25 protein-coding genes and 1 tRNA gene are annotated in these 24,961 nt (G+C 40.1%); 15 read left to right on the forward strand and 11 right to left on the reverse strand.

Annotated elements, in window-relative coordinates; translation table 11 throughout:
* Window position 1: 1 nt before the first annotated feature.
* From rlmJ to Q0H92_RS03350, 3 genes are read right to left on the reverse strand one after another with little or no spacing between them, the layout of a single operon-like run.
* Complete coding sequence (gene rlmJ / locus Q0H92_RS03340; protein ID WP_296011933.1) at window positions 2–844, reverse strand: 23S rRNA (adenine(2030)-N(6))-methyltransferase RlmJ; 843 nt, start codon at window positions 842–844, stop codon at window positions 2–4.
* A complete protein-coding gene (locus Q0H92_RS03345) occupies window positions 838–2,826 on the reverse strand; it encodes an NAD(+) synthase (protein WP_296011938.1) in 1,989 nt (662 codons plus the stop codon). Before Q0H92_RS03345 ends, rlmJ begins: the two co-directional genes overlap by 7 nt.
* A 40-nt stretch (window positions 2,827–2,866) precedes the next feature.
* Window positions 2,867–3,892, reverse strand: a complete 1,026-nt coding sequence (locus Q0H92_RS03350) for a response regulator (RefSeq protein ID WP_296011941.1) — start codon at window positions 3,890–3,892, stop codon at window positions 2,867–2,869.
* Between the two features lie 184 nt (window positions 3,893–4,076).
* On the opposite strand from Q0H92_RS03350, the gene fusA reads away from it, so the two are divergent.
* Window positions 4,077–6,110, forward strand: a complete 2,034-nt coding sequence (gene fusA / locus Q0H92_RS03355) for an elongation factor G (RefSeq protein ID WP_296011942.1) — start codon at window positions 4,077–4,079, stop codon at window positions 6,108–6,110.
* A 15-nt stretch (window positions 6,111–6,125) separates the two neighbouring features.
* Complete coding sequence (locus Q0H92_RS03360) at window positions 6,126–7,775, forward strand: B12-binding domain-containing radical SAM protein (RefSeq protein WP_296011947.1); 1,650 nt, start codon at window positions 6,126–6,128, stop codon at window positions 7,773–7,775.
* A 74-nt stretch (window positions 7,776–7,849) separates the two neighbouring features.
* Here the strand turns inward: Q0H92_RS03360 and Q0H92_RS03365 are convergent.
* Window positions 7,850–7,922: transfer RNA gene (locus Q0H92_RS03365), tRNA-Lys, on the reverse strand.
* Between the two features lie 140 nt (window positions 7,923–8,062).
* Here Q0H92_RS03365 and rsgA point away from each other — a divergent pair.
* On the forward strand, window positions 8,063–9,019 hold the full coding sequence (rsgA, locus tag Q0H92_RS03370) for a ribosome small subunit-dependent GTPase A (RefSeq protein WP_296011950.1): 957 nt from the start codon (window positions 8,063–8,065) through the stop codon (window positions 9,017–9,019).
* A 4-nt stretch (window positions 9,020–9,023) separates the two neighbouring features.
* Here rsgA and Q0H92_RS03375 read toward each other — a convergent pair whose 3' ends face one another.
* Complete coding sequence (locus Q0H92_RS03375; RefSeq protein WP_296011954.1) at window positions 9,024–9,947, reverse strand: RluA family pseudouridine synthase; 924 nt, start codon at window positions 9,945–9,947, stop codon at window positions 9,024–9,026.
* An 89-nt stretch (window positions 9,948–10,036) separates the two neighbouring features.
* Between Q0H92_RS03375 and Q0H92_RS03380 the strand changes: the two genes are divergently transcribed.
* Window positions 10,037–10,936 carry a DMT family transporter gene (locus Q0H92_RS03380; RefSeq protein WP_296011957.1) on the forward strand — a complete coding sequence of 300 codons (900 nt, stop codon included), beginning with the start codon at window positions 10,037–10,039 and terminating at the stop codon, window positions 10,934–10,936.
* Here Q0H92_RS03380 and Q0H92_RS03385 read toward each other — a convergent pair.
* Both Q0H92_RS03385 and Q0H92_RS03390 read right to left on the reverse strand, forming a co-directional pair.
* Window positions 10,933–11,829, reverse strand: a complete 897-nt coding sequence (locus Q0H92_RS03385) for a M28 family peptidase (protein WP_296011959.1) — start codon at window positions 11,827–11,829, stop codon at window positions 10,933–10,935. The genes Q0H92_RS03380 and Q0H92_RS03385 overlap by 4 nt on opposite strands.
* Before the next feature lie 6 nt (window positions 11,830–11,835).
* On the reverse strand, window positions 11,836–12,165 hold the full coding sequence (locus tag Q0H92_RS03390) for an RNA-binding protein (protein WP_296011961.1): 330 nt from the start codon (window positions 12,163–12,165) through the stop codon (window positions 11,836–11,838).
* Between the two features lie 145 nt (window positions 12,166–12,310).
* Between Q0H92_RS03390 and add the strand changes: the two genes are divergently transcribed.
* On the forward strand, window positions 12,311–13,357 hold the full coding sequence (add, locus tag Q0H92_RS03395) for an adenosine deaminase (RefSeq protein WP_296011963.1): 1,047 nt from the start codon (window positions 12,311–12,313) through the stop codon (window positions 13,355–13,357).
* An 83-nt stretch (window positions 13,358–13,440) separates the two neighbouring features.
* Here add and Q0H92_RS03400 read toward each other — a convergent pair whose 3' ends face one another.
* Window positions 13,441–15,825: a glycoside hydrolase family 2 TIM barrel-domain containing protein gene (locus Q0H92_RS03400; RefSeq protein ID WP_296011966.1), complete on the reverse strand. Its 2,385-nt coding sequence runs from the start codon at window positions 15,823–15,825 to the stop codon at window positions 13,441–13,443.
* Window positions 15,826–16,015: 190 nt separating this feature from the next.
* Between Q0H92_RS03400 and Q0H92_RS03405 the strand changes: the two genes are divergently transcribed.
* Window positions 16,016–16,681 carry an outer membrane beta-barrel protein gene (locus Q0H92_RS03405; protein WP_296011968.1) on the forward strand — a complete coding sequence of 222 codons (666 nt, stop codon included), beginning with the start codon at window positions 16,016–16,018 and terminating at the stop codon, window positions 16,679–16,681.
* Between the two features lie 19 nt (window positions 16,682–16,700).
* Here the strand turns inward: Q0H92_RS03405 and Q0H92_RS03410 are convergent, their stop codons facing one another.
* Window positions 16,701–17,018 carry a helix-turn-helix transcriptional regulator gene (locus Q0H92_RS03410; protein WP_296011970.1) on the reverse strand — a complete coding sequence of 106 codons (318 nt, stop codon included), beginning with the start codon at window positions 17,016–17,018 and terminating at the stop codon, window positions 16,701–16,703.
* A 132-nt stretch (window positions 17,019–17,150) separates the two neighbouring features.
* Between Q0H92_RS03410 and Q0H92_RS03415 the strand changes: the two genes are divergently transcribed.
* The 3 genes from Q0H92_RS03415 (at window position 17,151) to Q0H92_RS03425 (ending at window position 18,669) form a co-directional block, all read left to right on the forward strand.
* Entirely contained in the window at window positions 17,151–17,504 is a 354-nt protein-coding gene (locus tag Q0H92_RS03415) for a hypothetical protein (RefSeq protein WP_296011973.1), read from the forward strand.
* A 42-nt stretch (window positions 17,505–17,546) separates the two neighbouring features.
* Entirely contained in the window at window positions 17,547–18,248 is a 702-nt protein-coding gene (locus Q0H92_RS03420; protein ID WP_296011974.1) for a hypothetical protein, read from the forward strand.
* Window positions 18,249–18,339: 91 nt separating this feature from the next.
* On the forward strand, window positions 18,340–18,669 hold the full coding sequence (locus tag Q0H92_RS03425) for a tetratricopeptide repeat protein (protein WP_296011975.1): 330 nt from the start codon (window positions 18,340–18,342) through the stop codon (window positions 18,667–18,669).
* Here Q0H92_RS03425 and Q0H92_RS03430 read toward each other — a convergent pair.
* A complete protein-coding gene (locus tag Q0H92_RS03430) occupies window positions 18,657–19,694 on the reverse strand; it encodes an IS30 family transposase (protein WP_296011978.1) in 1,038 nt (345 codons plus the stop codon). The genes Q0H92_RS03425 and Q0H92_RS03430 overlap by 13 nt on opposite strands.
* A gap of 265 nt (window positions 19,695–19,959) precedes the next feature.
* Window positions 19,960–22,047: a DNA topoisomerase gene (locus tag Q0H92_RS03435; protein WP_296011980.1), complete on the reverse strand. Its 2,088-nt coding sequence runs from the start codon at window positions 22,045–22,047 to the stop codon at window positions 19,960–19,962.
* Window positions 22,048–22,553: 506 nt separating this feature from the next.
* On the opposite strand from Q0H92_RS03435, the gene Q0H92_RS03440 reads away from it, so the two are divergent.
* The 6 genes from Q0H92_RS03440 to Q0H92_RS03465 all read left to right on the forward strand — a co-directional run bounded on the left by Q0H92_RS03440 (window position 22,554) and on the right by Q0H92_RS03465 (window position 24,956).
* Window positions 22,554–23,147, forward strand: coding sequence for a hypothetical protein (locus Q0H92_RS03440; protein ID WP_296011982.1), 594 nt, complete (start codon window positions 22,554–22,556; stop codon window positions 23,145–23,147).
* Window positions 23,128–23,334 carry a hypothetical protein gene (locus Q0H92_RS03445; RefSeq protein ID WP_296011985.1) on the forward strand — a complete coding sequence of 69 codons (207 nt, stop codon included), beginning with the start codon at window positions 23,128–23,130 and terminating at the stop codon, window positions 23,332–23,334. The genes Q0H92_RS03440 and Q0H92_RS03445 overlap by 20 nt, the downstream gene beginning before the upstream one ends.
* Window positions 23,331–23,558 carry a hypothetical protein gene (locus tag Q0H92_RS03450; protein WP_296011988.1) on the forward strand — a complete coding sequence of 76 codons (228 nt, stop codon included), beginning with the start codon at window positions 23,331–23,333 and terminating at the stop codon, window positions 23,556–23,558. The genes Q0H92_RS03445 and Q0H92_RS03450 overlap by 4 nt, the downstream gene beginning before the upstream one ends.
* Entirely contained in the window at window positions 23,552–23,905 is a 354-nt protein-coding gene (locus tag Q0H92_RS03455) for a hypothetical protein (RefSeq protein WP_296011991.1), read from the forward strand. Before Q0H92_RS03450 ends, Q0H92_RS03455 begins: the two co-directional genes overlap by 7 nt.
* 62 nt (window positions 23,906–23,967) lie before the next feature.
* Window positions 23,968–24,171, forward strand: coding sequence for a hypothetical protein (locus tag Q0H92_RS03460; protein WP_296011995.1), 204 nt, complete (start codon window positions 23,968–23,970; stop codon window positions 24,169–24,171).
* A gap of 2 nt (window positions 24,172–24,173) precedes the next feature.
* The gene (locus Q0H92_RS03465) at window positions 24,174–24,956 is read left to right on the forward strand and encodes a zeta toxin family protein (protein WP_296011998.1); all 783 of its coding nucleotides are present in this window, start codon (window positions 24,174–24,176) and stop codon (window positions 24,954–24,956) included.
* Window positions 24,957–24,961 lie beyond the last annotated feature (5 nt).

Here is a 24,961-nt window from a genome sequence, read left to right on the forward strand (position 1 = left end):
CTTATAAAATTTCGAGGATTTTATTTATAAATGCGCAGTTTTTTTCCAAGTCTTCTTTTAGCTTCCATGGCGGATTCATTATAAACATTCCGCTTCCGTAAAGATGAGAGCCGGATTCTGTTTTTGTTTCCTCTGGATTTTTCGTGATTAGTTCAACTTTAAAGCTTTCGCAAGGAGTTGTTCCTAGCTTGCAGAAGTCTTCAAGTTCTGTTAAAAGTTGTGAAGTTTCATTTTTCCGGCGGAGCAAAAGCGGATACCAAAGCGCAATTATTGCTGTGTTCCATTTTTTTCTTACAGTTTTTAATGCGTCGCAGATTTTTTTGTAGTCTTCTGCATCTTCGTAGCTTGGATCGCATAGAACAAGTCCGCGTTTTATTAGCGGCGGTGTGAGCGCACAAAGTGCCTTGTAGCTGTCTTCGTTGTGAATTATGACTTTGCGGCCTTTCATGTTGCTTTTTAAAGATTCAAGTGCTTGCGGATGTTTTTCTATAAAATGGAGGCTGTCTTTTTCTCTTGAATAAAGGCGCTCAAGTTCCGGGCTTCCTGCGTATTTTTTTTCTTCAAGATAAGGAGATTCGCGCTCGATGTATTCTTTTAGTCCGTGCGGAAATTCCTGCGAAGTCCGTTTGTAAAATCTGTATATTTTTTCTATTCCGTCTTTCGCTTCGTTTGTCTTTAAAATCCGCTCGTCATCAAGGCTGAAGATTCCGGCTCCTGAATGGCTGTCGATTATTGTAAAAGGCTTTTCTTTTTTGCAAAGGGAATCCAAAATCAGGCAAAGGCAAGTGTGCTTTAAAACGTCTGCAAGGTTTCCTGCGTGATATTCGTGCTGATAGCTTAGCATTTTTCAATTTCCTTTATCCAAATCTGTGCGCTTGCATCGCTAGGCATTCTCCAGTCTCCTCTTGGCGAAAGATTTACTGTTCCAACTTTTGCTCCGTCCGGCATACAACTTCTTTTGAACTGCTGGCTGAAAAACCGTTTGTAGAAATTCTTGAGCCATTTTAAGATGATTTCTTTTGTGTATATTGTTTTTGTCGCCTTATCTTCTTTTCCAAGAAAAGCTTTTTGCGCAAGAAAATAAATTTTCCGCGGAGAAAATCCCCAGCGCAAAACATAGTAAAGGAAAAAATCATGAAGCTCGTAAGGACCTACAATTTCTTCTGTTTTCTGGCTTATTTTTCCTTCTGAAGGCGGAAGAAGCTCCGGGCTTACAGGAGTTGCAAGAATATCATTTAAAACATCAGAAAGATTTTTGTTTCCTTTTTCAAATGCTTCGTCAGCGAACCAAGAAACAAGATGGCGGACTAAAGTTTTTGGAATGCTGGAATTTACGCCGTACATGCTCATCTGGTCGCCGTTGTAAGTGCACCAGCCAAGCGCAAGTTCGCTTAAATCTCCAGTTCCGATTACAATTCCATTGCACTTGTTTGCAAAATCCATAAGAACTTGAGTGCGCTCGCGTGCCTGGCAATTTTCGTAAGTTACATCGTGCGTGTTTATGTCTTGCCCTATATCCTTAAAATGCTGAATCACAGCGTCTTTGATATTGATTTCTTTTAACGTTGTTCCCATTTCTTTTGCAAGCAGGCAGGCATTGTTGAAAGTTCTGTCTGTTGTTCCGAATGCGGGCATTGTTATGGAAAAAATTTTTTCTCTTGAAATATTGCATTTGTCAAAAGCTCTTGCGCATGCTAAAAGCGCCAAAGTTGAATCCAGTCCGCCGCTAAGTCCTATGACTGCTCCCTGCGCATGAATGTGCCTTAGCCTTTTTGCAAGTCCTTCTGACTGCATTTCAATTATTGAAAAACATCTTTCTTTTCTTTTTTGAATGTTAGAAGGAACAAATGGATGAAGCGCAATTTTTTCATAAAGCTGTTCGTCTATGTTGTCGGCAAAAACTTCTTGCTGAAGTCCGCTTACAAAAATTGTCTTGTATTCAGATTTTGCAAAGGTTGTGCTTCTTGAAAAAGTTGTGGACTTGATTCTGTCTTGCGTGAGTTTTTCCAAGTCGATGTCCGCTATAAGAAATTCCTGCGTGTTTTCAAAAAGTGCGGATTCAGCTTTTATTGCACCGTTTGCTGCGATAATGCTGTGCCCGCTAAAAATCATATCGGTGGAACTTTCGTCGTGGCTTGCGTTTGCGTAAATGTACGCGCTTACGGTTTTTGCGGAATGACCTGCCACAAGCGTTCGTCTGTATTCTGCTTTTCCGGCAACTTCATTGCTTGCGCTTAAATTTGCAATTATCGTAGCTCCGTTTAAAGCGTGCCTTGTTGAAGGTGAAAACGGAACCCACAAATCCTCGCAAAGTTCCGCGGCGATTTTTATAGAAGAATCATTTTCGTCCTGAATAAAAATATCTGTGCCAAACGGAATGTCTTCCAAGCCTTTGCAAAGTGAAATTTGTTTTACGGTGTTTTCAGAAAATGAAGCAAACCAGCGGCTTTCATAGAATTCAGAATAATTTGGAATAAAGGATTTTGGAATTAAAGCAAGAACTTTTCCTTTGTAAACAAAAGCTGCGCAGTTGAATCTTTCTGAATCCAGTTCAACAGGAAGTCCGACGCAAAAAAGAACATTGCAGTTTTTTGTTTCCGTGCAAATATTTTTTAGGGCGATATAGCATTCTTCCTGAAGAGTTTTTTGTGCGAATAAATCGGCGCAAGTGTAGGCGCATATAGAAAGTTCCGGGAATACGAGAAGCTTTATTTTTTTGTCGCTGGCTTTTTTTACAAGTTCAATTATCTGCTTAGAGTTGAAGTCGCAGTCCGCCACAGAAAGTGAAGGTGAAACGCTTGCAACTCTGAAAAATCCGTAGTTCATAAATCGATTATACGAATTATCCGCAGAAAATTCAATTTTTTTATGTGTAGCAGGCGAGAATGTCGTCCTGACTGTTTTTAAGAAGTTCTATTACATCCGGCCGGAATGCGTCTTTGTCTTCCAAAATTGTGTTCATTGCCATGTTGAATTCGGCTGCGCTTATTTCTTCCGCGGAAAAAAAGTTTATGCAGAATTCTATTGCGATTGCGCACATCTGGGTATAGATGTTGTTGATGCTGCTTTTTAGTCCGTGAGGCATTCCTCTTCCGTCGTAGCGTTCGTGGTGGTGCATGCAGATGTCAGAGCAGACTTTCACAAAATATGCGACACTTGGAGAGCTGTTCACACCAACAAAATCCGCTCCTGCAATTGTGTGCGTTTCTGGAATGTCATCGATTTCTGACTGGGAATAAACCTTGAATTTTTCGTGGCTTACAATCATTCTGCCTATGTCGTAAAAATATGCCGCGCGGCTGATTATTTCAATTCCTTCCGGCGTAAGATCTTTTGGAGCTTTTGTTGCAAAATAATTTTCAAGCATGATATGCACAATTTCACTTACGTGAATGTAAAGGTCGTCGTTCTTTTTTTCAGCTTTGAGATAAGTTAGATAAACACGGCGAAGCTTGTCCGCATAAAGAATTGTCGCCTTGAGTTCTTTGTCTGAAACTGTTCCTTTTAGCATTGAATCGGCAAGAACTTTTTTTGCGAATATTGATTTCAGTTTTGAAAGAATCTGCTCGCTGTCATAAGGCTTCTTGAAAAATCCTGACGCTCCGAAATTTGCGGCTCTTATAATGTTGTCTTTTTTGGCTTCTGAAGAAATGAGCAGAATCACCATTCCCGAATGCCTTGACTTGTCTAGCAAACTGAGCACTTCAAATCCGCTTAGCCCGGGCATGTTTATGTCAATAATCAGTCCGTCAATTTTTAACGCCGGATTGTTTAGAACATCAAGCGCCGCATATCCTGAATCTGCTTCAATTACATTGTAGAAACTTGCCAGTATATTTTTTAAAACCGCTCTGTCAATTTCAGAATCATCAACTATTAAAATCGTTGTCATCTCTTGCTCCAGTTGCTGAATTTAAAAACCGCTGAAACTGAATTTTTAAATATCACCAAACAATTATATCATATCATCTTGAAATGTAAAGAAAGAAACTTTTGGAAAAATACTTTGCCTTGACATCTGGTGTGTATTTTTTTAAAATACTGAAAAAATTTCGCGTTTATTTTTGGAAATCTATATGCTTGAAAAAATGAGAAACATTGGCATCATGGCTCATATTGATGCTGGAAAAACAACCACAACAGAAAGAATTCTTTATTATTCTGGAAAAATTCATAAAATCGGTGAAATTGATGACGGCGCGGCTACAATGGATTTTATGAAGCAGGAACAGGAGCGTGGAATTACAATCGCTTCGGCTGCAATCACAACAGAATGGAAAGGCTACAAAATAAATATCATTGACACTCCGGGCCACGTTGATTTTACTGCGGAAGTTGAACGTTCTTTGCGTGTTCTCGACGGAGCTGTTGCCGTCATTTGTGCTGTTGGATGGGTTCAGCCTCAAACTGAAACTGTCTGGAAGCAGGCAGATGAATTTCATGTTCCGCGCATTTGCTTTGTAAACAAAATGGACAGAGTCGGCGCAGACTTCTTTGGTGCAATGGAAGATGTCCGCAAAAAATTCGGTTGCGAGCCTGTTGCCCTTGAAATTCCTATGGGAAGCGGGCAGGACTTTGAAGGCGTTATAGATCTTCTTAAAATGAAAGAAATCCGATGGGACGCAGAAACTGAAGGCGAAAAATTTGCAGAATCAGAAATCAGCGATGAATACAAAGAACTTGCCCAGGAATGGCGTGAAAAACTTGTTGATGTAGTCGCTTCAAATGACGAAGAACTTACAGACCTTTATATAGAAGGCAAAGAAATTTCTGTTGAGCAGCTTATGTCTGCGTTGCGCAAAGCTACAATTAACAGAACTCTTGTTCCGTTCCTTTGCGGTTCAAGCCGGCACAATCAGGGAGTTCAGCCTCTCATTGATGCGATTGTCGCTTATCTTCCTTCGCCAGATGAAGTTCCTCCAGCTGAAGGAATTCATGTAAAGAAAAATGAAGAGGAAAAAGTTCTTGTAAAATGCGATCCTGATTCAAAAACTCCCGCTGGCCTTGTGTTTAAAATTCAGTATGACCGCGAGGCAGGAATTCTTTGCTTTGTGAGAATGTACTCTGGAAAAATCTCAACTGGAACACAGGTTTACAATGTTGGCAAAAAAAAGCGCGAGCGTGTAAATAGAATTCTCCGTGTGAATGCGAACCGAATGGAGCAGATGGACAGCGTAAGCGCGGGCGACATTGCAGTTTTTGTCGGCTTGAAATTTGCGCAGACTGGAGATACTTTGGGAAGCGAAGGAATGCCTATTCTTCTTGAAAGCGTGAAATTCCCGGAGCCGGTTATTTCAATTGCAATTGAGCCTGAAACGATGGGCGACCGTGCGAAGCTTCAGGAAACTCTTGAAATTCTTAGCCGCGAAGATCCCACGTTTACTTTCCGTGATGACGAAGAAACTGGGCAGCTTGTTATTTCTGGAATGGGCGAGCTTCACCTTGATGTTCTTGTTACTCGAATCAGAGACGACTTTAAAGTTCAGTGCAGAGTTGGTTCTCCGCAGGTTACTTACAGAGAGTCAATTTCTACTTCCGCCGATTATAAGGAAGAGTTCAGCAAAGTTCTTGCCGGAAAAGAAAATGCGGCTTGCCTCACGATTCATATTGAGCCAAGAGAAACTGGCGCTGGAAATTCTTATACTTGCGCAGTGCATGACAATTCAATTCCAAAAGAAATTTATGAAGCGATTGAACAGAGCATCGAAAGTTGCTTTGCTTCTGGAATACGAATGGGTTATCCTTGCACAGACATCGCGGTTTCTGTAACTGATATAAAATACGATGAGCTTACAGCTTCTACTTTTGCATTTGAAGCCGCCGCTGCCGAAGCGTTTGATAAAGCGTGCGAGTCCGCAACTCCTGAACTGCTTGAGCCTGTAATGGAAGTTGACATTGAATGTCCTTCTGAATTTGTTGGGGACGCAATGAGCCAGATTACGCAGCGTGGCGGAATGATTGTGAGCATGGATGAAAAGTCAGGCGAAAATGTAATTCATGCAAAAGCTCCAATGGCGAAAATGTTCGGCTTTTCAACAAACCTTCGCTCTGTAACACAAGGAAGAGCAAGTTTCGGAATGGTGTTCAGCCACTTCCAAGTAAAGGCGTAAATTCTTGGAGGACGCTTGAGCAAGATTGTTTACTGCGTTACTGCTTTGGCGGAAACATCTCCTCAGGCTGTTCCTCTTGGCACCGCTTGCATTGCTTCCGCTGTAAAAAACAGTCCGCTTACAAAAAATATTTTTGAAGTCCGCTTGGCTTCTTTTTCTCTTGAAGGTGAAAGTTCCTCTAAAATTGAATCTGAAATTTTTTCCTGCGCTGAAAATCTTTTTGCAGTTTGCTTTAGCGTTTTTGTGTGGAACAGAACGCAGCTTGAAAGTTTGTCGCAAAAAATAAAGGAAAAAATTCCTTCTGCAATTCTTATTGCTGGAGGTCCTGAAGTTACAGCATCTCCTCTTTCATTTAAAAATTTTGACTGGACTGTTTGCGGTGAAGGCGAAGAGTCTGTTCCGCAGCTTTTAAATAAACTTTTTAATTCTGAAAATAAAAACGAAAATTTTGAAATTCAAGGTGTTTATAAAAAAGGTGAAAAGAAAAATTCCTTGTGCCGAAGTTTTCCTCCGTTATTGCAAAATTTATCTTCACCGTGGCTTGATGGAACTTTGAATCCTTCTGATTATTGTGGCGCGTTGTGGGAACTTGCACGTGGCTGTCCTTTTAAATGTTCGTATTGCTATGAAAGCAAAGGCGAAAAAAAAGTTCAGTATTTTTCAATGGAGCGCATAGAACGTGAACTTGAATTTTTTGCTGAAAAAAAAGTGCCGCAAGTTTTTGTTCTTGATCCGACTTACAATGCGAATAAAAAACGCGCGCTGGAAATTCTTCAGCTTATAAAAAGAAAATCGCCTGAGACATTTTTTAGCTTTGAAGCCCGCGCAGAATTTATTGACAAGGAACTTGCCAAGGCGTTTGCTTCTATTCCGTGCAGCCTTCAGTTTGGACTTCAAAGTATGCATAAAGAAGTTCTTGCTCTACTGAACAGGAGCTTTGATAAAAAAACATTTGTAAAAAATATCGGCATTCTAAACCGAGAAGGAGTTGTGTTTGGCTTCGATTTGATTTTCGGACTTCCTGGCGACACTTTTTCTGGATTCAAACAGAGCGTGGATTTTGCGCTTTCTCTTTATCCGAATAATCTTGAACTTTTTTGTCTTAGCGTTTTGCCGGGAACAGATTTGCATGACAAGGCCGCATCTCTTGGTCTTGTGTGGCAGCAAGAACCGCCTTACAATGTTTTAAAAACAAAAATGTTTTCACAGCAAGACATTGAAAGAGCAAGAAAATTTTCTTTTGCTGCCGATATTTTTTACAACAAAGGCAGAGCCGTTCCTTGGTTCAATTTGATTTTATTTCCGCTTCATGTAAAGCCTTCTGTTTTCCTTGAAAATTTTTCGCGTTTTTTGGAGCTGAAAGAAAATGCGGACTTTTCATTTTCTGCAATTCAAAAACTTCAGCTTGAATTTGTTTTGTCGCAATATAAAAACCGGCATCTTGAAAAAATGATTCTAGTTGCTTCTGATATAATCGTTTTGAATAATGCGCTGAGCCTTTTTACTGCGGAAGGAAAAGAGTCTTGTGTTGAACTTCATTATCATCCTGACGATTTGATGAGCGGCTACGACATTGCGTTTTTATCTGAAAACTGCGGAAAGTTTAAAAATAGAACAAAAGTTTTCGGCGGAAAAAATGGCGCGGACTGGAAAGTTGTAAAATAAAAATGTTTTAACTTTTATGTTTGAAAGTAATATTTAAAATAAAAAAAGACACTTGAAAACCAAGTGCCTTCTACTGAGCTACTCGTGATTCGAACACGAGACCCACGCCTTAAAAGGGCGTTGCTCTACCTACTGAGCTAGTAGCCCATCCGTTTTTCAACGTGATTAGTATAATATACTCTAAAACAAATTTGGTCAAGAGCATTTTACTGTTTTTTCAAAATATTTCTAGCAAAAATTTTCCCCTTGACACAGTTTGAGTTTTCTTTTTTACTTTTATTAGTTATATGAATGGACTTGTTTTAGACGGAAGTAAAAATGTTTTTCAGGTTGAATGCGATGACGGTTTTGTCCGCGAATGTTCTTTAAAAGGAAAAATCTTAAAAGACGGAAAAGGCTATTACAATCCGCTTGCGCCGGGCGACATTGTCATTTTGGACGACGATTCGCTTGAAGATGAAAAAGGTCTTATTAAAAATCTTGTTCCCCGCAAAAATGAATTTGTCCGCTGGAACGTAAAAAAAAGGCAGCCACAGGTTCTTGCTTCAAACTTGGATTATCTTCTGATTGTTACAACTCCAGATGAGCCTCCGTTTAAGCCGCGTTTTATTGACCGTGCGCTTGTTCAGGCTGACTTTCAAAAAATAACTCCAGTGATTGTCTGCAATAAATATGAGCTTCCGCAGTCGGATGAATTTAAAGAGCGGATTTTGAACTGGGAAGAAATGGGCTACAAGATAATCCGTTCAAGCGCAAAAACTGGCGAAGGAATTGAAGAACTTGCAAATTTCATTGAAAATAAAACTTGCGCCTTTGTTGGCAAAAGCGGCGTTGGAAAAAGTTCGATAATAAATGTTCTTGATAACAATGTTGTTTTAAAAACTGGAAGCCTTTCTAAAAAATACGGCAAGGGAACTCACACAACAACAAAAGGCACTCTGATTCATCTTCAGCTGAACGAAGCTCTTATGGGCGGAAGAAAAGATGCGGTCGCAAATATAATCGATACTCCGGGCGTAAAAACTTTTTTGCTGCATGGAATTTCCGCGGAAAACCTTGCGCTTTATTACAAAGAATTTTTTCCGTTTATTGGAAAATGCAGTTTTGGAATGAGCTGTTCGCATATAAAAGAAAAAGGCTGTGCAATTTGCAAAGCTGTTGAGGAAGGAAAAATTTCGAAGGCGCGCTACGAAAGCTGGAAAAAAACTTTTGAAGAATTAAAGACAGGCGTTTGGGGCGACTGATTTTTCAGTTAAAAAAATCTTTTGGAATTTCTGATTCAATTATAATTTTTTCTTTTGAAACCGGATGCACAAATTCCATTTTTCTTGCGTGAAGTTTTATTCTGTCCGATTTTATTCCGCCGTAAAGTTCATCGCCCGCAATTGGAAGATTCACACTTGAAAGCTGAACTCTTATTTGATGTGTCCGCCCTGTGTGCAGCTGGCAGTCAATTTGAATAAAACCGTTTTTTTCTGAAATTATTTTAAAGTCAGTTTTTGCAAAAAGTCCGCCTTTTGATTCTGGAACAATTCCCATTTTGCAAGCTGAGCTTTTTGGTGAAATTCGCGCGATGAAATTTTCAACTGTGAATTCTTTTTGTTCGGGAAGTTTTCCAGTGCAGACCGCTCTGTAGATTTTTTTTATTCCGCGGGTTTTAAACATTTCAGAAATGTCTTTATTTACGCTTCGGCTTTTTGTGAATAAAAGAATTCCGCTTGTCTCTCTGTCCAGCCTGTGCATTATTCCAACGTATGGCGGATTTCTAAGAGCGGGATTTTTCTGCCACAAATATTTTACTGCGCAGTCGTGGGCATTTTTTCTTTGACCTGTAATTGTCTGCTCGGTCGGAAGAAAAGGCGGCTTGTTTATTGCGATTAAATATTCATCTTCAAAAAGAACATCGTTTTCTGTAAGTTCGAAATCTGCATCTTCCGGCTGTTTTTCAAAAAAGAATTTTTCCTTGTTAAGCAAAATTTTTATTGCGCTTCCAGAATTTATTTTAAATGAAGGAATTCTGCATTGCCTTGAATTTATGTAGACTGCGCCGGAAACAATTAAGCGCCTGATTTTGCTGTTGGAAATTTCGCCTTCAAGGAGCTCTGGAATTTTCTGACGAAGAAATTCGTTTAAAGTTTTCTTTTCGTATGCCGTCCAAGTTTTTTCAATCATCGTTTTATAATAAACTTCATTTTGAATAAATTCAATTTCCGCCGAATTTTAATTTACAAAAAAAATGCAAGGTTTTATAATCTTCGGATATGGAAAAGCAAGAAAATTTAAAGCTTGGAGTTTGCTGGATTTTATTTTCCGCATTTGGATTTGCGGTAATGGGACTTTGCGTGCGTTTGGCAGGAAACCTTCCTTTTGTTCAGAAAACTCTTTTTAGAAATCTCATTGCGTTTTTTGTTGCTTTTTCAACTTTGTGCATGAAGGCAAAAAAAGACAAGTCTGTCCTTTACGTTCCGCGTGGAGCTTGGAAATTTTTGCTTTTAAGATCGGCAGTTGGTTCTCTTGGAATTTTCGGAAACTTTTACGCTTTAGGTTTTATGAATATTTCTGATGCCGCTATGCTGAATAAAATGTCGCCGTTCTTTGCAGTTGTTGCAAGCATTTTTATTCTTGGTGAAAAACCGAATTTAGTTTCTGCATTTTCATTGATTGTTGTTTTTGCCGGTTCGCTTTTTGTCATTAAGCCTACATTTGATTTTGTAAAAGTTTTTCCAGCTCTGTTTGCTTTTGTCGGCGGAATGGGAGCAGGCTTTGCGTCTTGCTTTGTAAGAAAACTTCATTCGTATAATGTTTGCGGCGATCTTATAATTGTGTTCTTTTCAATTTTTTCGAGCGTGCTTGCAATTCCATTTGTTTTCTTTTTCCATGCGCCTATGACTTTGTTTCAAGTTCTGATTTTGCTTTGCGCTGGGCTTGGTGCCGCTTGCGGTCAGTTTGGAATGACAAACGCTTACTTCAATGCGCCGGCTTCAAAAATTTCAATTTATGATTATTCGAATATTGTTTTTGCAGGAATTCTTGGATTTGTTTTTCTTGATCAGATTCCGGACGTTTTTAGCATTGCAGGATATTTTATTATAATCGGAACTGCAATTCTTGTTTTTATTTACAATTCAAAAAATGTGGCTAAAAGTCAGGCTGGAAATTAGCAGGGCGTTTTGCTTTCCGCAAGGGATTTTAAAATCGATTCCATTACTTTAAAGCTTGCCGGAGTCAGAGAATCTATGTTGTCATTCTGTGTGTGGAAAAGTCGCCAAGTGTAGGGCAGGTGCTCTTTGTATGAAAAATCCGGAATGTTTTCTGCAAGGCGTTTTTGCTTTGAAGATTCCCTGTTCATTACCGCGTCTTCAAGAGATTTGTCGCTGTTGATTTTTCTTGCATAAAGCGAAGCTTCTTCTGCTGGCAAAAGTGTAATTGCGACTGCCGGAATTCCGCAGGCAAGAAAAGATGCGTTGTCGCTGTACGGAACTGGAAGCGTCATCCATCTGCCGTCTGTGGCGCGTTTTAAAATATTTTGTGTTCTTGTGTAAAGGTCATTGAACTGCGATTTGAATTTTGCAGAAGCAAGAGAGCTTAATCCGCTTTTTGAAAGAATCGGAATTTCACCGCGTCCGCAAGCATCAAAAACATAAACATCATCGTTTGTAATTCCAAGACGCTGAAAAGTTTTTGCAATTCCAAATGCGCCTTGGTTTGTTACAGTCCAGCCAAGCTCTTCTCCGTCTGTAAAAAAAATTCTTACATTATGGAATGAAGGATAATTTTTTAGCCACACTGCCCAGTTCATAAGCTGCCAGTCAGCTGCGCTGTTGTCGTTTGCGCCAGGACTTTCTGGAACTCTGTCATGGTGGGCAATTACAGTTTTTATTTTAAACTGAGAATTATAGCTTGAAGAGCCGAACTGAACTAAAATGTGATTCTTTCCGTCTATTACAACACGGTTGGAAGTTACACCGCGGCTTTCAAGCCATTTCTGTATAAAGTCCGCTCGGTTGCAGTCTTGAGCTAGATATTCTGAAAACTCATTCGGAAGGAATACCATGATGTTCTAGTAGTCTCCGTTTCTGCGACAATCGTTTGAACCGAATCTTCTTCCGCCGTCTCTTGAAAATCCTGAACGCTCACGAGGCTTTTTTTCTTCTGCATAGTTTACGCGGATTTTGCGTCCGTCAACTTCTTTTCCTGCAAGCTCAGCGATTGCCTTGTCTGTTTCCGCAGAATCTTCCATTTCAACAAAGCCGAAACCTTTTGACTGGTTTGTGTCGCGGTCAATTATGATTGTTGAAGAAACAACATTTCCGTAAGCAGAAAACAATGAGCTTAATGTGTCTTGTGTTGTTGCGTAGCTCAAGTTTCCAACGTAAAGTCTTTTTGACATAAATAATTCCTTGCAGATTCTCAAAGCCTTGGCAAGGAATCATGCAATATTAAAATACTATGGAAAAAATGCGCTGTCAAGTAAAATTGCTTTTGGTAAATTTATCCTGTTGATTTTTAGCATTCTGTGTTATAATATCTTTTATATGAAGAAAGAAGAATTTTATGATTTGCTGGAAAGTATTCCAAAAGCCGAGCTTCATGTTCACGAGGAAGCTGTTTTAAGCAGGGAAACCGTAAAGAAAGTTTATAAGCGTAATTTCAATCAGGATATGTCAGATGAGGAATTCAACTCTCTTTTTGAATACGATGATTTGACGGGCTTTCTTTCTTCCTTTATAAAAATCCAGTCTTACTTTACAAACATAAATGACTTTGAATATATGTTCAAGGATTTTGAAGATTACTTAGACAAAAACAATATTGTCTACTGCGAAACTTTTTTCAGCCCGACTTCTCATTTAAAGAAAGGCTGGAGTTTCCACGACATGATTAGCATTGTTCAAAAAAACATTGAGCGCATAAAGAAAAATTCCGGGCGCACTGTAAAACTCATTGTTGATGTGAGCCGCTCATTTGGCGTTGAAAACGCAATGAAAAATCTGGATCTTGTGCTTGCTGAAAAAAATCCTTATATAGTTGGAATCGGGCTTGGCGGAGATGAAAAAAAAGGACCTGCCGCGGAATACAAGGATGTTTTTGTAAAAGCAAAAGAAAACGGACTTCATGTTGTAACTCATGCCGGAGAAAGCTGCGGCGTTTTTTCTATGAAAGACAGTTTGGAACTTTGCAAGGCTGAACGTCTTGGCCACGGAATCGCCGCTGCTCAAGATGCTGATTTTATGAAGTATCTTGCGGAAAATAAAATCCCGCTTGAAGTTTGTCCTACGAGCAACATTTTTATCCTAAAAGAATTTAATGGCGATATGAAAAATCATCCTGTAAAAAAACTTTACGATGCAGGAGTTTTTGTTACGCTGAATACAGACGATCCTACATTCTTTAAAGTTTCGCTTATTGATGAATACTGGAATATTTACAAAGATCAGAATTTCTCCTTGGATGAAATAAAAGAAATTATCAAGAACGGCTACAAGGCTGCTTTTATTTCCCAAGAAGAAAAAGACAGTTATTGCAAAAATGTTGATGCTGCATGGGATGATTGGTTTAAGAAACATCCGGGGGCAAACTAATAGAATAATCTGAATTTTGTTAGTGGCATTTTAATATTGTTGCCGTGCACTTCATAAGACTGATATGCACGGCAATTTTTTTGTCATTTCTTAATTTTTACAGTAAAATTAATCTTGGTTTCTTTTCCTTGCCAGTCGGTTATCTTTAGAGTTCCTCTTCCGGCTGTGCCAGTTGTTTTTACGTAAATGCCGGACATTCCGCCTTTAAGAGAAACTGCTTTCGGTCCGATTAGCTCAATTGCGCCTTCCGCTTCTGCAATTACAGCTTCCTGCATAAAAGGCTGAAGATTTCCGTTTTCATCTTCTGCCCGCAAATGAACTTCTGCAACATCATAAGTTTCTTCTTCTATTAAAACTGTGCGGTTGACGTTCGCTTTTAAGCTTGCGTTCTGGCACATTGACTTTACTAGAGTTTTTACAGTCTTGCCGTTTTTAATCGCTTCAAATTTATAAGAAGAAGATTCTCCGCCCCAGTTGCCTATGTATTTTCCAAAGAGCGCGATTAGTTTTTCTTTTGAAATAACGCGCATTGCAAAAAGTTTTGCGGCTTCCAGTTTGTACTTTGCCGGAAGATTGTTCTGTCCGAATTTTTTTATTGCAAAAATCAGCTCTTTTATTTTTTCACTGTGCTTTGCGGAAATTCCTTCTTCGTCGATGAGTCTGTTTCCAATTATGTCGTCAACACGAATCGGTCCGTGCGCAAGATTTTTAAACGGTGAATCAGATGCTTTGAATTCCTTTATAAAAATGTTGTTTACAAAAAGCTTTACGGAATCAGCGTTTGTAAAAATCCACAGGTCGCCTAAAAGTCCTTCGTTGTACTCTCCAATGCTCATGTTGGAATTTACTTCAATAAAATCCCCGGTAAAATCTTCCTGGCTTTTATAGACTGCCGCTGCCAGCTTTGGATTTCTAAACATATCCATTACGCCATGGTAGCAAATTCTGTCCCCGGAACCAAATTCCTTGTGAGTGTTGTAGTCGAATGCGCACCATCCGCTTGAGCCTGCGCAGTCATCGTGCAATGCAACGCTGTCAAGAACAGTGGCGTGCCTTATTGCGTGCTCGGTTCTTCTTTGCTCTGTGTCGAATGACTTTGTTGGGAACATGTGGCCAGAATGTTCTGTTACTAAATATCCGCCGTGGCTTTTTGTAATTTTGATTTTGTCTAGGCTTCCGGCGTTTTTACCAGAATGGCTAAAGTCGTTGTAAGTATACACGTCTTCCAGCAAGTTGCTGTTCTTAATGCATCTTACGCCACTTGTTGGACGAGTTGAATCTATTTTGTGCGCAAGGAAATTTGTTGCCTTGTAGAATTCATCATCATCTTTGCTTTCGTTTATTCTTACGCCCCACATAAATACTGAAGGATGATTTCTGTACTGCGAAATCATTTCATCTTCGTTTTCTAGTGCCTGCGCTTTCCAGGCATCGTCTCCAATGTGCTGCCAGCCTGGAAATTCCGTGAACACAAGAATTCCAAGCTCATCACATCTGTCTATAAAATATTTGCTTTGCGGATAATGCGAGGTTCTTACATAGTTTACGCCAAGCTCAAATTTTAAAATGTCGGCGTCTTCTTTCTGAATATTCTTTGGCATTGCGTATCCCACATACGGGTATGACTGATGTCTGTTTAGTCCGCGAAGCTTTATTTTTTTTCCGTTGAGATAAAATCCAGTTTCGTCAAATTTTATTTCCCTGAATCCGAATCTTACAGTTTTTTTGTCTGCAATTTTTCCCTTTGGATTTATAAGCTCCGTAACAAGATTGTAAAGAACCGGCTGCTCAAGTGTCCAGGGATGAACTGGCTGTGCGTCTGCCGCAGTAAGAATTTTGTTTCCCGGAACTCCTGTGTTTATCTGCGCCACTACAGAACTTGAGCTTTCAACTCGCTGAACAATTGAATATCCTTCCGCGTCAGAAGAATTCAAAGTTATTTCTGTTTCAAAATGGCTCGCCTTGGTTTTTATAAAAATGTCTTCTATATAAATAGGATTTTTTATATCAAGGTAAACGTCTCTGTAGATTCCTCCGTAAGTCATGTAGTCGATTACAAATCCAAACGGCGGAATGTTTAAAGACTCGCGGCTGTCCAACTTTAATGCAAGCAAGTTGTTTCTTCCTGCCGGCAAAAGTGAATCCGTCAAGTCAACTGTAAAAGCCGTGTAGCCGCAGCTGTGCCTTGCAAGAAATTTTCCGTTTAAAAAAACATCGCATTGATGAGCCGCGCCTTCTATTGTAAGAAGAATTTTTTTTCCTGCCCATTCCTTTTCTGTCTTAAAAATTTTTCTGTAAACGCTCAGCTTTTGATATGAGCTTTCGTCGAATCCGTTAAAAGGAGTTTCGCAAACCGAATGCGGAAGTCTTACCTGCTCGAATTTTCCTCTGTATTTTGAATCTAGCATCTTTTCATTGAATGACGGAGAAAATTCCCAGCCGTTGTTAAAATAAATTCTATCTTTCATTCTTTCAGTCTATTCAAAAGAATTTTTATCGTCAAGGTTGAAACTGTCAGTTTAATTGTAAAAAAGTCGCTTGTTTTGCGACCTTTTATGAAAAAAGGTTCTTATAATTTGTAAAAAATCGCTTCTTTCCTCTTGACAAAAGTCGGGGGGGGGTAGAATGAAGTTATATTATTTTTATTGGAGGGCTTTTATGAAAAAGCTATTGGTTGCTGGGTTTTGTCTTTTGGGAGTTTTGTGCTTTATGCAGGCGCAGAATGTTGACTGGAAGAACTATGGAGCGGGAATTGAGGAAGGAGATTTTATTGTCCGTGGCGACATTGGATTTTCTAGGCACTGGAAAAGTTTGCCTTATGACGGCTCTATGAAAGTTCCGTATCTTGAAGCTTCTGTTGAGTACACAAAAAAACTTGGCGGGCTTCCTCTTGGATTCGGCGGATTCATAGGATATTCTCAAGACAAGATGAAAGAAAGCGCTTCAGTTGCTGGTTGGGTTGATGCTCCGGATATTGAATGGAAAGGCGAAATGAATTACATCAATTTGGGTGCGCTTGCAAATTATCATATTCAAGTTCCTGTAGAAAAACTTGATGTTTATGCCGGGCTTCGTCTTGGACTTGAATTCTGGAACTGGAAAGTTGATTACAAGCAACCTGTTCTCGTATCAATTTGGGGTAACGATGGCAGTCTTGACAACCAGTGGTATGAAACTAAGAAAGAATCAATCAAAGAGAATGGAACAAATTTCTATGCGGGAATAAACTTTGGAGCTTCATATTTCTTTACTGAAAAATTCGGCGCGAATATTGAAGTAGGTTATCCTTCACTTATAAAAATCGGCGGAACTGCAAAGTTCTAGAATTGAAAATTCTGCGCCTTTACAAACCGTGTTTTTTTACGATTTTTTTTATATCAGTTTTTAAAGCGCGCAGGATTTCAGATTCAATCAGCTTTAGTTCTTCCGCGGAAACAGAATCATTGCTTGAGTCTTGCGGCATATAAAGTCTGTAAGGCTCAACTTTAAGTGCCGATGCGATTTTTTCAACAAATGAAAGAGAAGGAAAACGTTTCTTTGTTTCAATCTGCCCGATGTAGGAAGTGTCTGTTTTGCAAAGTTCCGCAAGTTTTTCCTGAGTTATGTTCTGCTCTTTACGGAATCTTTTCAGATTGCTAATAAATGTGTCTTGTAAATCCATTATTTATATTCTAAAAGCTACTTTTTTCTTTTTGTATATGCTTGACGCTAAATGAAACTGTGGTTTAATATATGCTATAGGCTAATAAAATGTATATTTTCTACTAAGCAACTAATTAAAAGGAGGTTAAGAATGGGTGAAATAACATTTTTTATGACTCAAATGTGTTATGAAAAAGCAAAAGCTATTTATCCACATTCAGAAATGATAAATAATGTTGCAAAACATATTTCTTCAGAAATAAATATGAATGTTGGCTCTGCGAGAGATTATATAACGGATTTCTTCCTTATGAGAAATGGGAAGCCTTTGAAACATGCGATGAGTGAAAGTGCAGCGAAATATTATTTTGAATGTATTTACAATGATTTTGGAGAGGATGCATTGACTAGTGCATTGGATTCTCTCCAATTTTACTTAAATTATGATAAACAAAATCATCCTGGATTACAGGACTTAATTAATCGTTTTAGGGAAAATAAATAAAAAATATATTCAGTAAAGAATATAAAATAATGGAGGTTTTATATGAAAATGAAAATTTTGGTTGTGGCAATGGCGATGAGTTTGCCTTTTGGAATGTCTTTGTTTTCACAGAGTGAAATGGATGAGGAAAAGCCGGCAATAGAACAAAAGGCTTCGTCTGACATTGAAATATTGCAGACTGCAAATTCGCTCGCAAAATATGGGTACGAAAATAATTCTGCTTCTGCTCTTATTGAGGCTGCTGAAATTATGGCTCAAGTTCCTACTCAAAAACTTGATGCAACTGTAGAAATTCAAGGTGAAAAATCAAAAGACGGAAAGGCAGCAAGTGAGTCAGGATATACAGCTGAAAAACTGATTGAAGATGCAAAAAAACTTGTTGGTAAAGACAAAACTTTTGCAAATTGGATTAAAAAAGTTGAAAAGCTTATAAAATCCAGCAATACGAGAGGCGCTGTTGGCGGTCCAAAATATCAGTATAGCTGGGCTTATGGATACAATGGAAAAACACAATTCAATGTTCCTTTTTACGCGAATTCTTTTGCTGAAATTTATGTGGAATCAATTGATTACGCCGACTTGGATTTGTATGTTTATTATGAGAACTGGAATTTTATCGCAAGAGATACAAGCTATAATATGAACTGCTATGTCAGCTTTTACCCTCGCTGGACTGGACGTTTTTATGTAATCGTAAAAAATACTTCAAAGTGGGATAGCTGCTTCCAGATTTTTACAAACTAGCCTATTTTATAAATATTTACAGCCAGTAAATTTTATTGGCTGTATTTTTTATTTATAACATAGCTAATTCACATTTTATAACGGAGAGTATATGCGGAGTTTTAAGAAATTTATTTTGCTTTTAATTTTTGCTCTTAACGCGGCTACTTCATTTGCGCAGAACCAAAAAACAGATTTTGAGGTTGCGAATGAATATTATGATGCTGGAAAATATGAAGAAGCTATTAATTATTATGAAAGAAGTCTGCAATTTGACATTAAGAAGTATGGAAGCAATCATATTTACATTGGTATTGATTATTATTGTATAGGTTTTAGTTATTTACGGCTTAATAAATATAATGATTCTATTGAAAATTTTAATCAAAAATTGCAATATCAAATTGCACTATTTTTTGAATTTTTTTTTCAAAGCCTGTAGATTAAGTCAAGTTGCTCATTGAAAAGTTCTTCTGGAGTCTTATAGCCCAGTCTTTTTCTTGGCAGTCCGTTTATCAGGTCTTCAATTCTCTCAAGCTCTGCCTCGGAGATTTTGTTGATGTCTGTACCTTTTGGGATGAAACGTCTTAAAATTCTGTTGTGCCGCTCGTTGATTCCTCTCTCGTATGACGAGTACGGATGCGCGAAGTATATTTTTGTGCCTTCATTTTCAACCTCCGCAAGCGATGCAAACTCAAGGCCTCTGTCCGATGTCAGCGTCCTGAATATTTTCTCTGGGTTTTCTCCAAAGTCTGAGAACAGCCGCTTGATTTCCGAATTGACCGCACTGGCTGCCTTCGCTGGAATCTTCCGCGTTATGTAGAAATCCGTCTTGCGCTCGGCGAGCGTCAGGACGACAGCGTTCTTTCCTTTCTTTTTTCCGATTACAGTGTCGATTTCCCAGTGTCCGAATGTGTTCCGTGTTGCGACTTCCGCTGGCCTGTTTTCTATGCTGTTTCCCAGCCTCATCTTTCCTGTTCTATTTTTATGGATGTGTCTTTTCCGTCTCAGGCTTTCAGGCAGGTCTGAGACTCTCACTTCCATAATTCCTTTGTGAATCCAGTTATAGAGCGTTTTTGTGCAGACTGAATTTTTCTTTGTGAAAAATCGTTCTGTTTTGAGCCTTCCGGCAGAGGCATCCACCGACCATTTTTTCAGAGGACTTGAAAAATCGCTTTCAACACATTTTATGAACTCCGCGCATTCACGGAATTTTCCGGTTCTGTGGCAGCTAGTGCGGTTTGCCTCATATTTTTCCTGCCCTGTTTCCGCGCGGTAGCACAGGCGGCGGCTTCTGTACATTTTCTTTGAGCCTCTTCTGATTTCGTTCTTGATAGTGTTGTACGCGCAGCCTATCTCCTTTGCGATTGAGTAGACCGTGTGTCCGTCCTTGAGCCTGAGCTGGATGAGCGTGCGCTCGCAGATTGTCAGGTGCTTGTTTCTGACGTGTTCAAGTGTGTATTTCATTCTGGCAGATTCCTTGTCGGGCTGGCTATACAGCTGTCAAAAGAATTTGCAGGATTTTGTTATTCTCCGAGCCTAATGTTTCGCCGCATATCAATGTCCGATTCGTTTAAATAAGCACAATAACCTTGATATGTCAAACTGTTTTTTCAAGATGAGAAATGAGGGCTTATGGAAAACTCGCCGTGCTTAGGCACGGGCGGCATCTGGAAGTGCCTCTGAGTTTCCTACAAGCCTTGATGTTATTTACGACCGACACGGGGTGAGTTCATTTTTTCTTCTTTTTCTCAAACACTGGCTCAATTTCCCATGAGTTCTCTTTGTTCAGGATGAAGCGGCACTCGTAGCTTCCGCCGTCTTTCTTCGTGCATTTTTTAAGAGAAGTTTTTTTTCCCTCGCATAAGGCCTTTATGTCTGACTTTGTGAATTTTGCTCCGCGTGTTTCTTTCCATAGCGACTTGAATTTGCAGCCGTCCTTGTAGCCTGTGCAGAACCAGCTTTTCTGGCTTTCCCTGACAGGCTTTCCGCAGACTGGGCATTTGATTTCATCCGCCGTGATTCCTGAGCGGTCGATTTTGATTTCAGTGCTGACAGCCTGCCTCACAAAGTCCTTCATTTTTTTCTCGAAGATTTCAGGATTTTCCGCAAGATCTTTTTCCCATTGAGTTGTCGCTGAGATGTCGGCGACCTGTTTCAGCGCGGAATTTCTCAAAGCTGCAAGGAGCGTCTCGCCGAGCTTTGTGCAGATGAAATTCTTGTTCTGGACTTCAATGTATCCGTTCGCTGTGAGTTTCGGAATGAATGTGTGCCGTGTTGCCGGAGTTCCAAGCCCGACAAGTCTTTCGTTTTGCTCATCATGAAGCGGCTCGTGTCGGTCGGGCTTCGGTTTTTCCATGAACGAGAGAATGCTTGCCTCGTTGAAATATTTTGGAGGCTTGGTCCATTTTTCTTTTGTCTCAATTTCTGAAAGGACAAGCGAGTTCCAGTCGATTCCGTCAAGGCACTGAGCCTCGTTTTCTGTTTCTTCACTTTGAACCGACACGTGTCGGTCGGACAGTATGTCAGAAAACTTTTTCCAGCCAGGCTCAGTTGTCTTTCTTCCTGAAATTCTGAAAGTTTTTCCTTCTGTTTCAAGAATATAGACCTGCTGGATATATTTTGCCTCTGGGAGAAAGGCCGCCATGAAACGCTCAAGAATCAGAGTGTAGACGTTCATCTGCTTCTCGCCTGCGTTTTCAGGAAGGGCTTTCAGCGGAATCAGGGCGTGGTGGGCTTCGAGTTTTTTGTCGTTGAAGCACCTCTTGTTTGATGCTGAGAAATCCTCGCATTCGGCAAGCTGCCTGTATTTAGGATATGCTTTGCAAAGCTCGTCAAACACATCGCGGCAAAGTCCTGTGTTTCCGCTTCCCATGACTTTGGACGGAGTGCGCGGATATGAAACGCATTTCAGGTCGTCATATAGCGACTGGATTATTGAGAGCGTCTCGTCTGCGCTGTAGCCGAAAAACCTGAACGCGTCTTTTTGCGCTGAGTTCAGGTTGTAGAGTTGCGGCGGCTCAACGGATTTTTCCTCTTCCTTTTTTTCTTTCAAGATTGCTTTCTTCCCGGCACATTCTTTCAGTTTTCGGCTTCTTGAATCGTCCGGGAATTTTGTCGTGCTGTTTTCAAAATATATTCCTGCGCAGCCTGCGTTGCTTGAACCGACACGTGTCGGTCGGAATATTCCATAGTGTTCAAAGTATTTTTGGCTTTTGAAATTCCTGATTGCGTCGCATCTTTCCGAGATTGCGCTTAGAATCGCTGTCTGGACTCTGCCGACTGGGAGCTTTTTGTTTGCGGCGCGGCTTATGTATCTTGAGAAGTTCATTCCTACAAGCCAGTCCGCGTGCTGCCGTGCGAATCCTTGCGCGGAGAGCGTGTTGTATTCTGCAAGCGGCCTTGCGTTTCTGATTCCGTTCTTTATGACTTCCGCAGTGAGAGCTTGCGAAACCCAGAACCTTTTTATCCTGCTGAAGTCTGTGATTCCTGCCATCATAAGGCATTCCCTTGCTATGACTTCTCCCTCGCGGTCTGCGTCGGTAGCAATCAGGATTTCATCGTTGCGGTGCTTTTTCAGAAGGCTGATTACAACCTTGGTTATTTCTGTTGTCTTTGGATTTGTTCGGTAGCCGAATCTGTCCGGAATGACTGGAAGATATTCGGAAGTGTAGTGTTTCGGCTCTTCCAGACTGAACAGATGACCCTTGCCGCTTGCGATTGTGATGTCGCCGCCGGAATATATTCCGCCAGTTTTCCTGCATGAGAGCGCGCTGGCGAATTCCTCTGCGACATTCGACTTTTCTGCGATGATAAGCATATTGAACTCCTTCGGGCGGGCAGAAGTTCAGTTCAATTTATAGACTGATATTCAGGATTTTTCAAGGGCAGGTGTGTCCGCTGCTGCTGTTGAACCGACACGTGTCGGTTCGTCTTATGAAAAAAAAGAAGTTTTTCCGATAAAGTCGTGCATTACAAGTCATTAGAAGAATTTTCTGAAAAAGAGCCGTTATTGAAAAGAGTGGAAATGAGCAAAAGAGAGAAAAGAGTAACTCTTGGACGCAAGATAAAGGTTTGTGCTACAAGCCGTGCTATTTTGTTTCCAGTTCTGGAATTATATGTATTACGTGCGTTTTTTGTGTAATGCGGCTGTCTGTTTTCTTCTATAATTGGCTGTGTAGTACGGCTGATTTATGTTGCATTTTTACATGAGATTTTTGAAATTTGTTTTATTGTGAGAAATATTTATACATTGACAATATATTTCTATAATGACATATTTATTACAGGTTTAGACGTGAAAATATATGTCATTGGTGGAAAAAAATGTATTTTTCAAAAAAGAGAAAGTTGTTGATAGCTCAGGTGATAAAAAATTCGCCGGATTTGCTGTGCAGGATTTCTCTTGATGCCGGATGGTGCGGACTTCAGGAAACTGTGGAGATGGCAGATATAATGTTCCGCGCCTGGAGAATATGGAGCAACAGCCGATGGTCTTTTTTCAGCAAGAAATATTCCGGCATTTTGAGAAAATTTCATGTGGATTATGACATCGACAAAGGAATGTGCAGGCCTCGATTCCGTCTTCTGGTTTTGGCTAAGCCTGATAATAAAAATGAAGAATGGCAGCTCAGAAAAAAAATATATTTGAGCTGGTATTCAGTCTGGAGTTCTGCGATGAGGAATTCTTCCGATGTCAGCGTCAATGTTGAATTTTTGGATAAGAAAAATGCAATGGAAACTGTTGAGAATTTCTGCAATCTGAATATGTTTGAAAGCTCTTCCGTAGATAATGAATTGATTGGAATTGAAAAGCGGATAAGGCAGAACCACCGCACATTTTCTGCTGGCGGAATATTCAGAAAAGCACTGAACCGACACGTGTCGGTCGAGGAGAAAAATGAAAATAACAGAAAATGAAATTCTTAATGCCAAATGTAATAACTGCGAAAGCGCATACCATGAATACGGAAAATTGTGCCCATGGCGGAGCATAAGCGGCGACTACTGCTTTGACGGAATGAATGCGGAAGAAGCGCACAGGGAAATTTCAAAACACGTTGATGAATTTCAGACAGAGATAGCGAGGGGGCTTGGGGGAAAATGAAACAGTTTGCGGTAAGCGGTCTTTCCAACCGCATTTATTACGGCACATCAAAACCGCTTGGCGGCGGAAGATTCAAATTCACAGGCAAGAAAGAAGATGTAACTGATGATGTTCTGGCTGTTGTTTTTGAATGGTTCATGGATCAGATGTCGGAGAAAGAGGAATTTTCAATCCAATTCCCGAACGTAGATTTTGAGCTTGTGATGAGGAGGAAAAAATGCTGACTTTTCCGCTTAAAAAGGAATGGTACGAGAAAATCAGAAGCGGCGAGAAAACTGTCGAGTACAGGGAAGTCAAACCGTACTGGACTAAAAGAATCGCCGCTGAAATCGCAAGGAATTATCCGAATGAGAACAAGAAATATTGCCTTGCAATGACTTCGATAGCGAGCCGTATCGGAAGCTCCATTGAGTTCAAGGTCGGAGAGTGCCGGCTTCGGCTTGGCTACACAGACAGATACCTATCCGCAACAGTTTCCAAAATAGAAACTGTTGACGGCAAGTGTACCGACCTGCGCATAGACAAGCCGGTGTATGCGATTCATCTTCAAGATGTAAAGGTTACTGAATGACAGAAGAGGAACTTGACAAAATAATACTGTGTGAAATAGAATTCATTTATGGAGGCGGGCCTATGGCTACAATAATGGAAAAGGATGTTCTTTTGGAGCTTGTTTCTTACAGCCTTGCAATGCTTCACAACAAAAACGATACTGATGACCGAGCAGATTCAGAAAGAGCGTTGTGCAGGCTGAAGCACACACTTATAAACACAGATTTCAATGATATAGACTATAAGGCCACGACCACAAGAATCAAGCAACTGAGAGCTATGTAGCCATGTATCTTATCAATGAACTGAATTGCACAAATGAAGAGTTTAATGACAAGTTTAAGATTGTCTGGAATCAGATAAAATTGATGAATCCATTTCTTGAGGCAGAGGAATCTCCTGAAGGTTTTGTTCTCGGCGGACAGCCTGGAGCTGGAAAAACAACGCTCACAAATATGCTTTCCGCAAGGCTGAACAAGAATATAATCTCCATCTCCGGCGATGATTTCCGTCCTTATCATCCTCATTTTGAGGAAATCCAGAATCTTTACAAAGAGGAATCCCCAAAATACACATCAAAGTTTTCAGGACGAATGACAGAAGTGCTTATAGACAAGGCGGTATCTGAAAAATACAACATTGTTGTCGAGGGAACATTCCGCACTTCCGCGACGCCAGTTTCAACCTTGAAAAAGATGAAGCAGGCTGGATATAAGACAGGAATCGCGATCCAGATATGCGACAAGGAGACCAGCTGGAAGTCTTGTCAGGAACGCTATGAAAAAATGAGGGAAACGAATCCGCTTCTTGCAAGGGCGGTTGACAAGGCTCATCATGACCTTGTGATAAGACAGCTTCCAGAAACGATAAAGGCAGTATACGAGTCAGGCTTTGCCGACAGCCTTGAAATATATGAGCGTTTCCCGAAAAATGGCACATTTGCTGTAAGAAAAATATTCTCTTCCGAGGACGGAAAATCTCTTGACATGAAAATGATTGAGGATGTTCTTGAAGGAAGAGCCAGTCATAATAAAAAGGCAAGAGAGCTAGATTCAAGCTTTGAACGCTAAGCTAG

Origin of the sequence: uncultured Treponema sp. (assembly GCF_934725225.1) — a bacterium.
Lineage (GTDB): Bacteria > Spirochaetota > Spirochaetia > Treponematales > Treponemataceae > Treponema_D.

Excerpts from the sequence above, each read along its gene's own strand:
- rlmJ (WP_296011933.1), bottom strand. The coding sequence starts at position 844 with ATGCTAAGCTATCAGCACGAATATCACGCAGGAAACCTTGCAGACGTT.
- Q0H92_RS03345 (WP_296011938.1), bottom strand. The coding sequence starts at position 2,826 with ATGAACTACGGATTTTTCAGAGTTGCAAGCGTTTCACCTTCACTTTCT.
- Q0H92_RS03350 (WP_296011941.1), bottom strand. The coding sequence starts at position 3,892 with ATGACAACGATTTTAATAGTTGATGATTCTGAAATTGACAGAGCGGTT.
- fusA (WP_296011942.1), top strand. The coding sequence starts at position 4,077 with ATGCTTGAAAAAATGAGAAACATTGGCATCATGGCTCATATTGATGCT.
- rsgA (WP_296011950.1), top strand. The coding sequence starts at position 8,063 with ATGAATGGACTTGTTTTAGACGGAAGTAAAAATGTTTTTCAGGTTGAA.
- Q0H92_RS03375 (WP_296011954.1), bottom strand. The coding sequence starts at position 9,947 with ATGATTGAAAAAACTTGGACGGCATACGAAAAGAAAACTTTAAACGAA.
- Q0H92_RS03380 (WP_296011957.1), top strand. The coding sequence starts at position 10,037 with ATGGAAAAGCAAGAAAATTTAAAGCTTGGAGTTTGCTGGATTTTATTT.
- Q0H92_RS03385 (WP_296011959.1), bottom strand. The coding sequence starts at position 11,829 with ATGGTATTCCTTCCGAATGAGTTTTCAGAATATCTAGCTCAAGACTGC.
- Q0H92_RS03390 (WP_296011961.1), bottom strand. The coding sequence starts at position 12,165 with ATGTCAAAAAGACTTTACGTTGGAAACTTGAGCTACGCAACAACACAA.
- add (WP_296011963.1), top strand. The coding sequence starts at position 12,311 with ATGAAGAAAGAAGAATTTTATGATTTGCTGGAAAGTATTCCAAAAGCC.
- Q0H92_RS03400 (WP_296011966.1), bottom strand. The coding sequence starts at position 15,825 with ATGAAAGATAGAATTTATTTTAACAACGGCTGGGAATTTTCTCCGTCA.
- Q0H92_RS03405 (WP_296011968.1), top strand. The coding sequence starts at position 16,016 with ATGAAAAAGCTATTGGTTGCTGGGTTTTGTCTTTTGGGAGTTTTGTGC.
- Q0H92_RS03410 (WP_296011970.1), bottom strand. The coding sequence starts at position 17,018 with ATGGATTTACAAGACACATTTATTAGCAATCTGAAAAGATTCCGTAAA.
- Q0H92_RS03415 (WP_296011973.1), top strand. The coding sequence starts at position 17,151 with ATGGGTGAAATAACATTTTTTATGACTCAAATGTGTTATGAAAAAGCA.
- Q0H92_RS03420 (WP_296011974.1), top strand. The coding sequence starts at position 17,547 with ATGAAAATGAAAATTTTGGTTGTGGCAATGGCGATGAGTTTGCCTTTT.
- Q0H92_RS03425 (WP_296011975.1), top strand. The coding sequence starts at position 18,340 with ATGCGGAGTTTTAAGAAATTTATTTTGCTTTTAATTTTTGCTCTTAAC.
- Q0H92_RS03430 (WP_296011978.1), bottom strand. The coding sequence starts at position 19,694 with ATGAAATACACACTTGAACACGTCAGAAACAAGCACCTGACAATCTGC.
- Q0H92_RS03435 (WP_296011980.1), bottom strand. The coding sequence starts at position 22,047 with ATGCTTATCATCGCAGAAAAGTCGAATGTCGCAGAGGAATTCGCCAGC.
- Q0H92_RS03440 (WP_296011982.1), top strand. The coding sequence starts at position 22,554 with ATGTATTTTTCAAAAAAGAGAAAGTTGTTGATAGCTCAGGTGATAAAA.
- Q0H92_RS03445 (WP_296011985.1), top strand. The coding sequence starts at position 23,128 with ATGAAAATAACAGAAAATGAAATTCTTAATGCCAAATGTAATAACTGC.
- Q0H92_RS03450 (WP_296011988.1), top strand. The coding sequence starts at position 23,331 with ATGAAACAGTTTGCGGTAAGCGGTCTTTCCAACCGCATTTATTACGGC.
- Q0H92_RS03455 (WP_296011991.1), top strand. The coding sequence starts at position 23,552 with ATGCTGACTTTTCCGCTTAAAAAGGAATGGTACGAGAAAATCAGAAGC.
- Q0H92_RS03460 (WP_296011995.1), top strand. The coding sequence starts at position 23,968 with ATGGCTACAATAATGGAAAAGGATGTTCTTTTGGAGCTTGTTTCTTAC.
- Q0H92_RS03465 (WP_296011998.1), top strand. The coding sequence starts at position 24,174 with ATGTATCTTATCAATGAACTGAATTGCACAAATGAAGAGTTTAATGAC.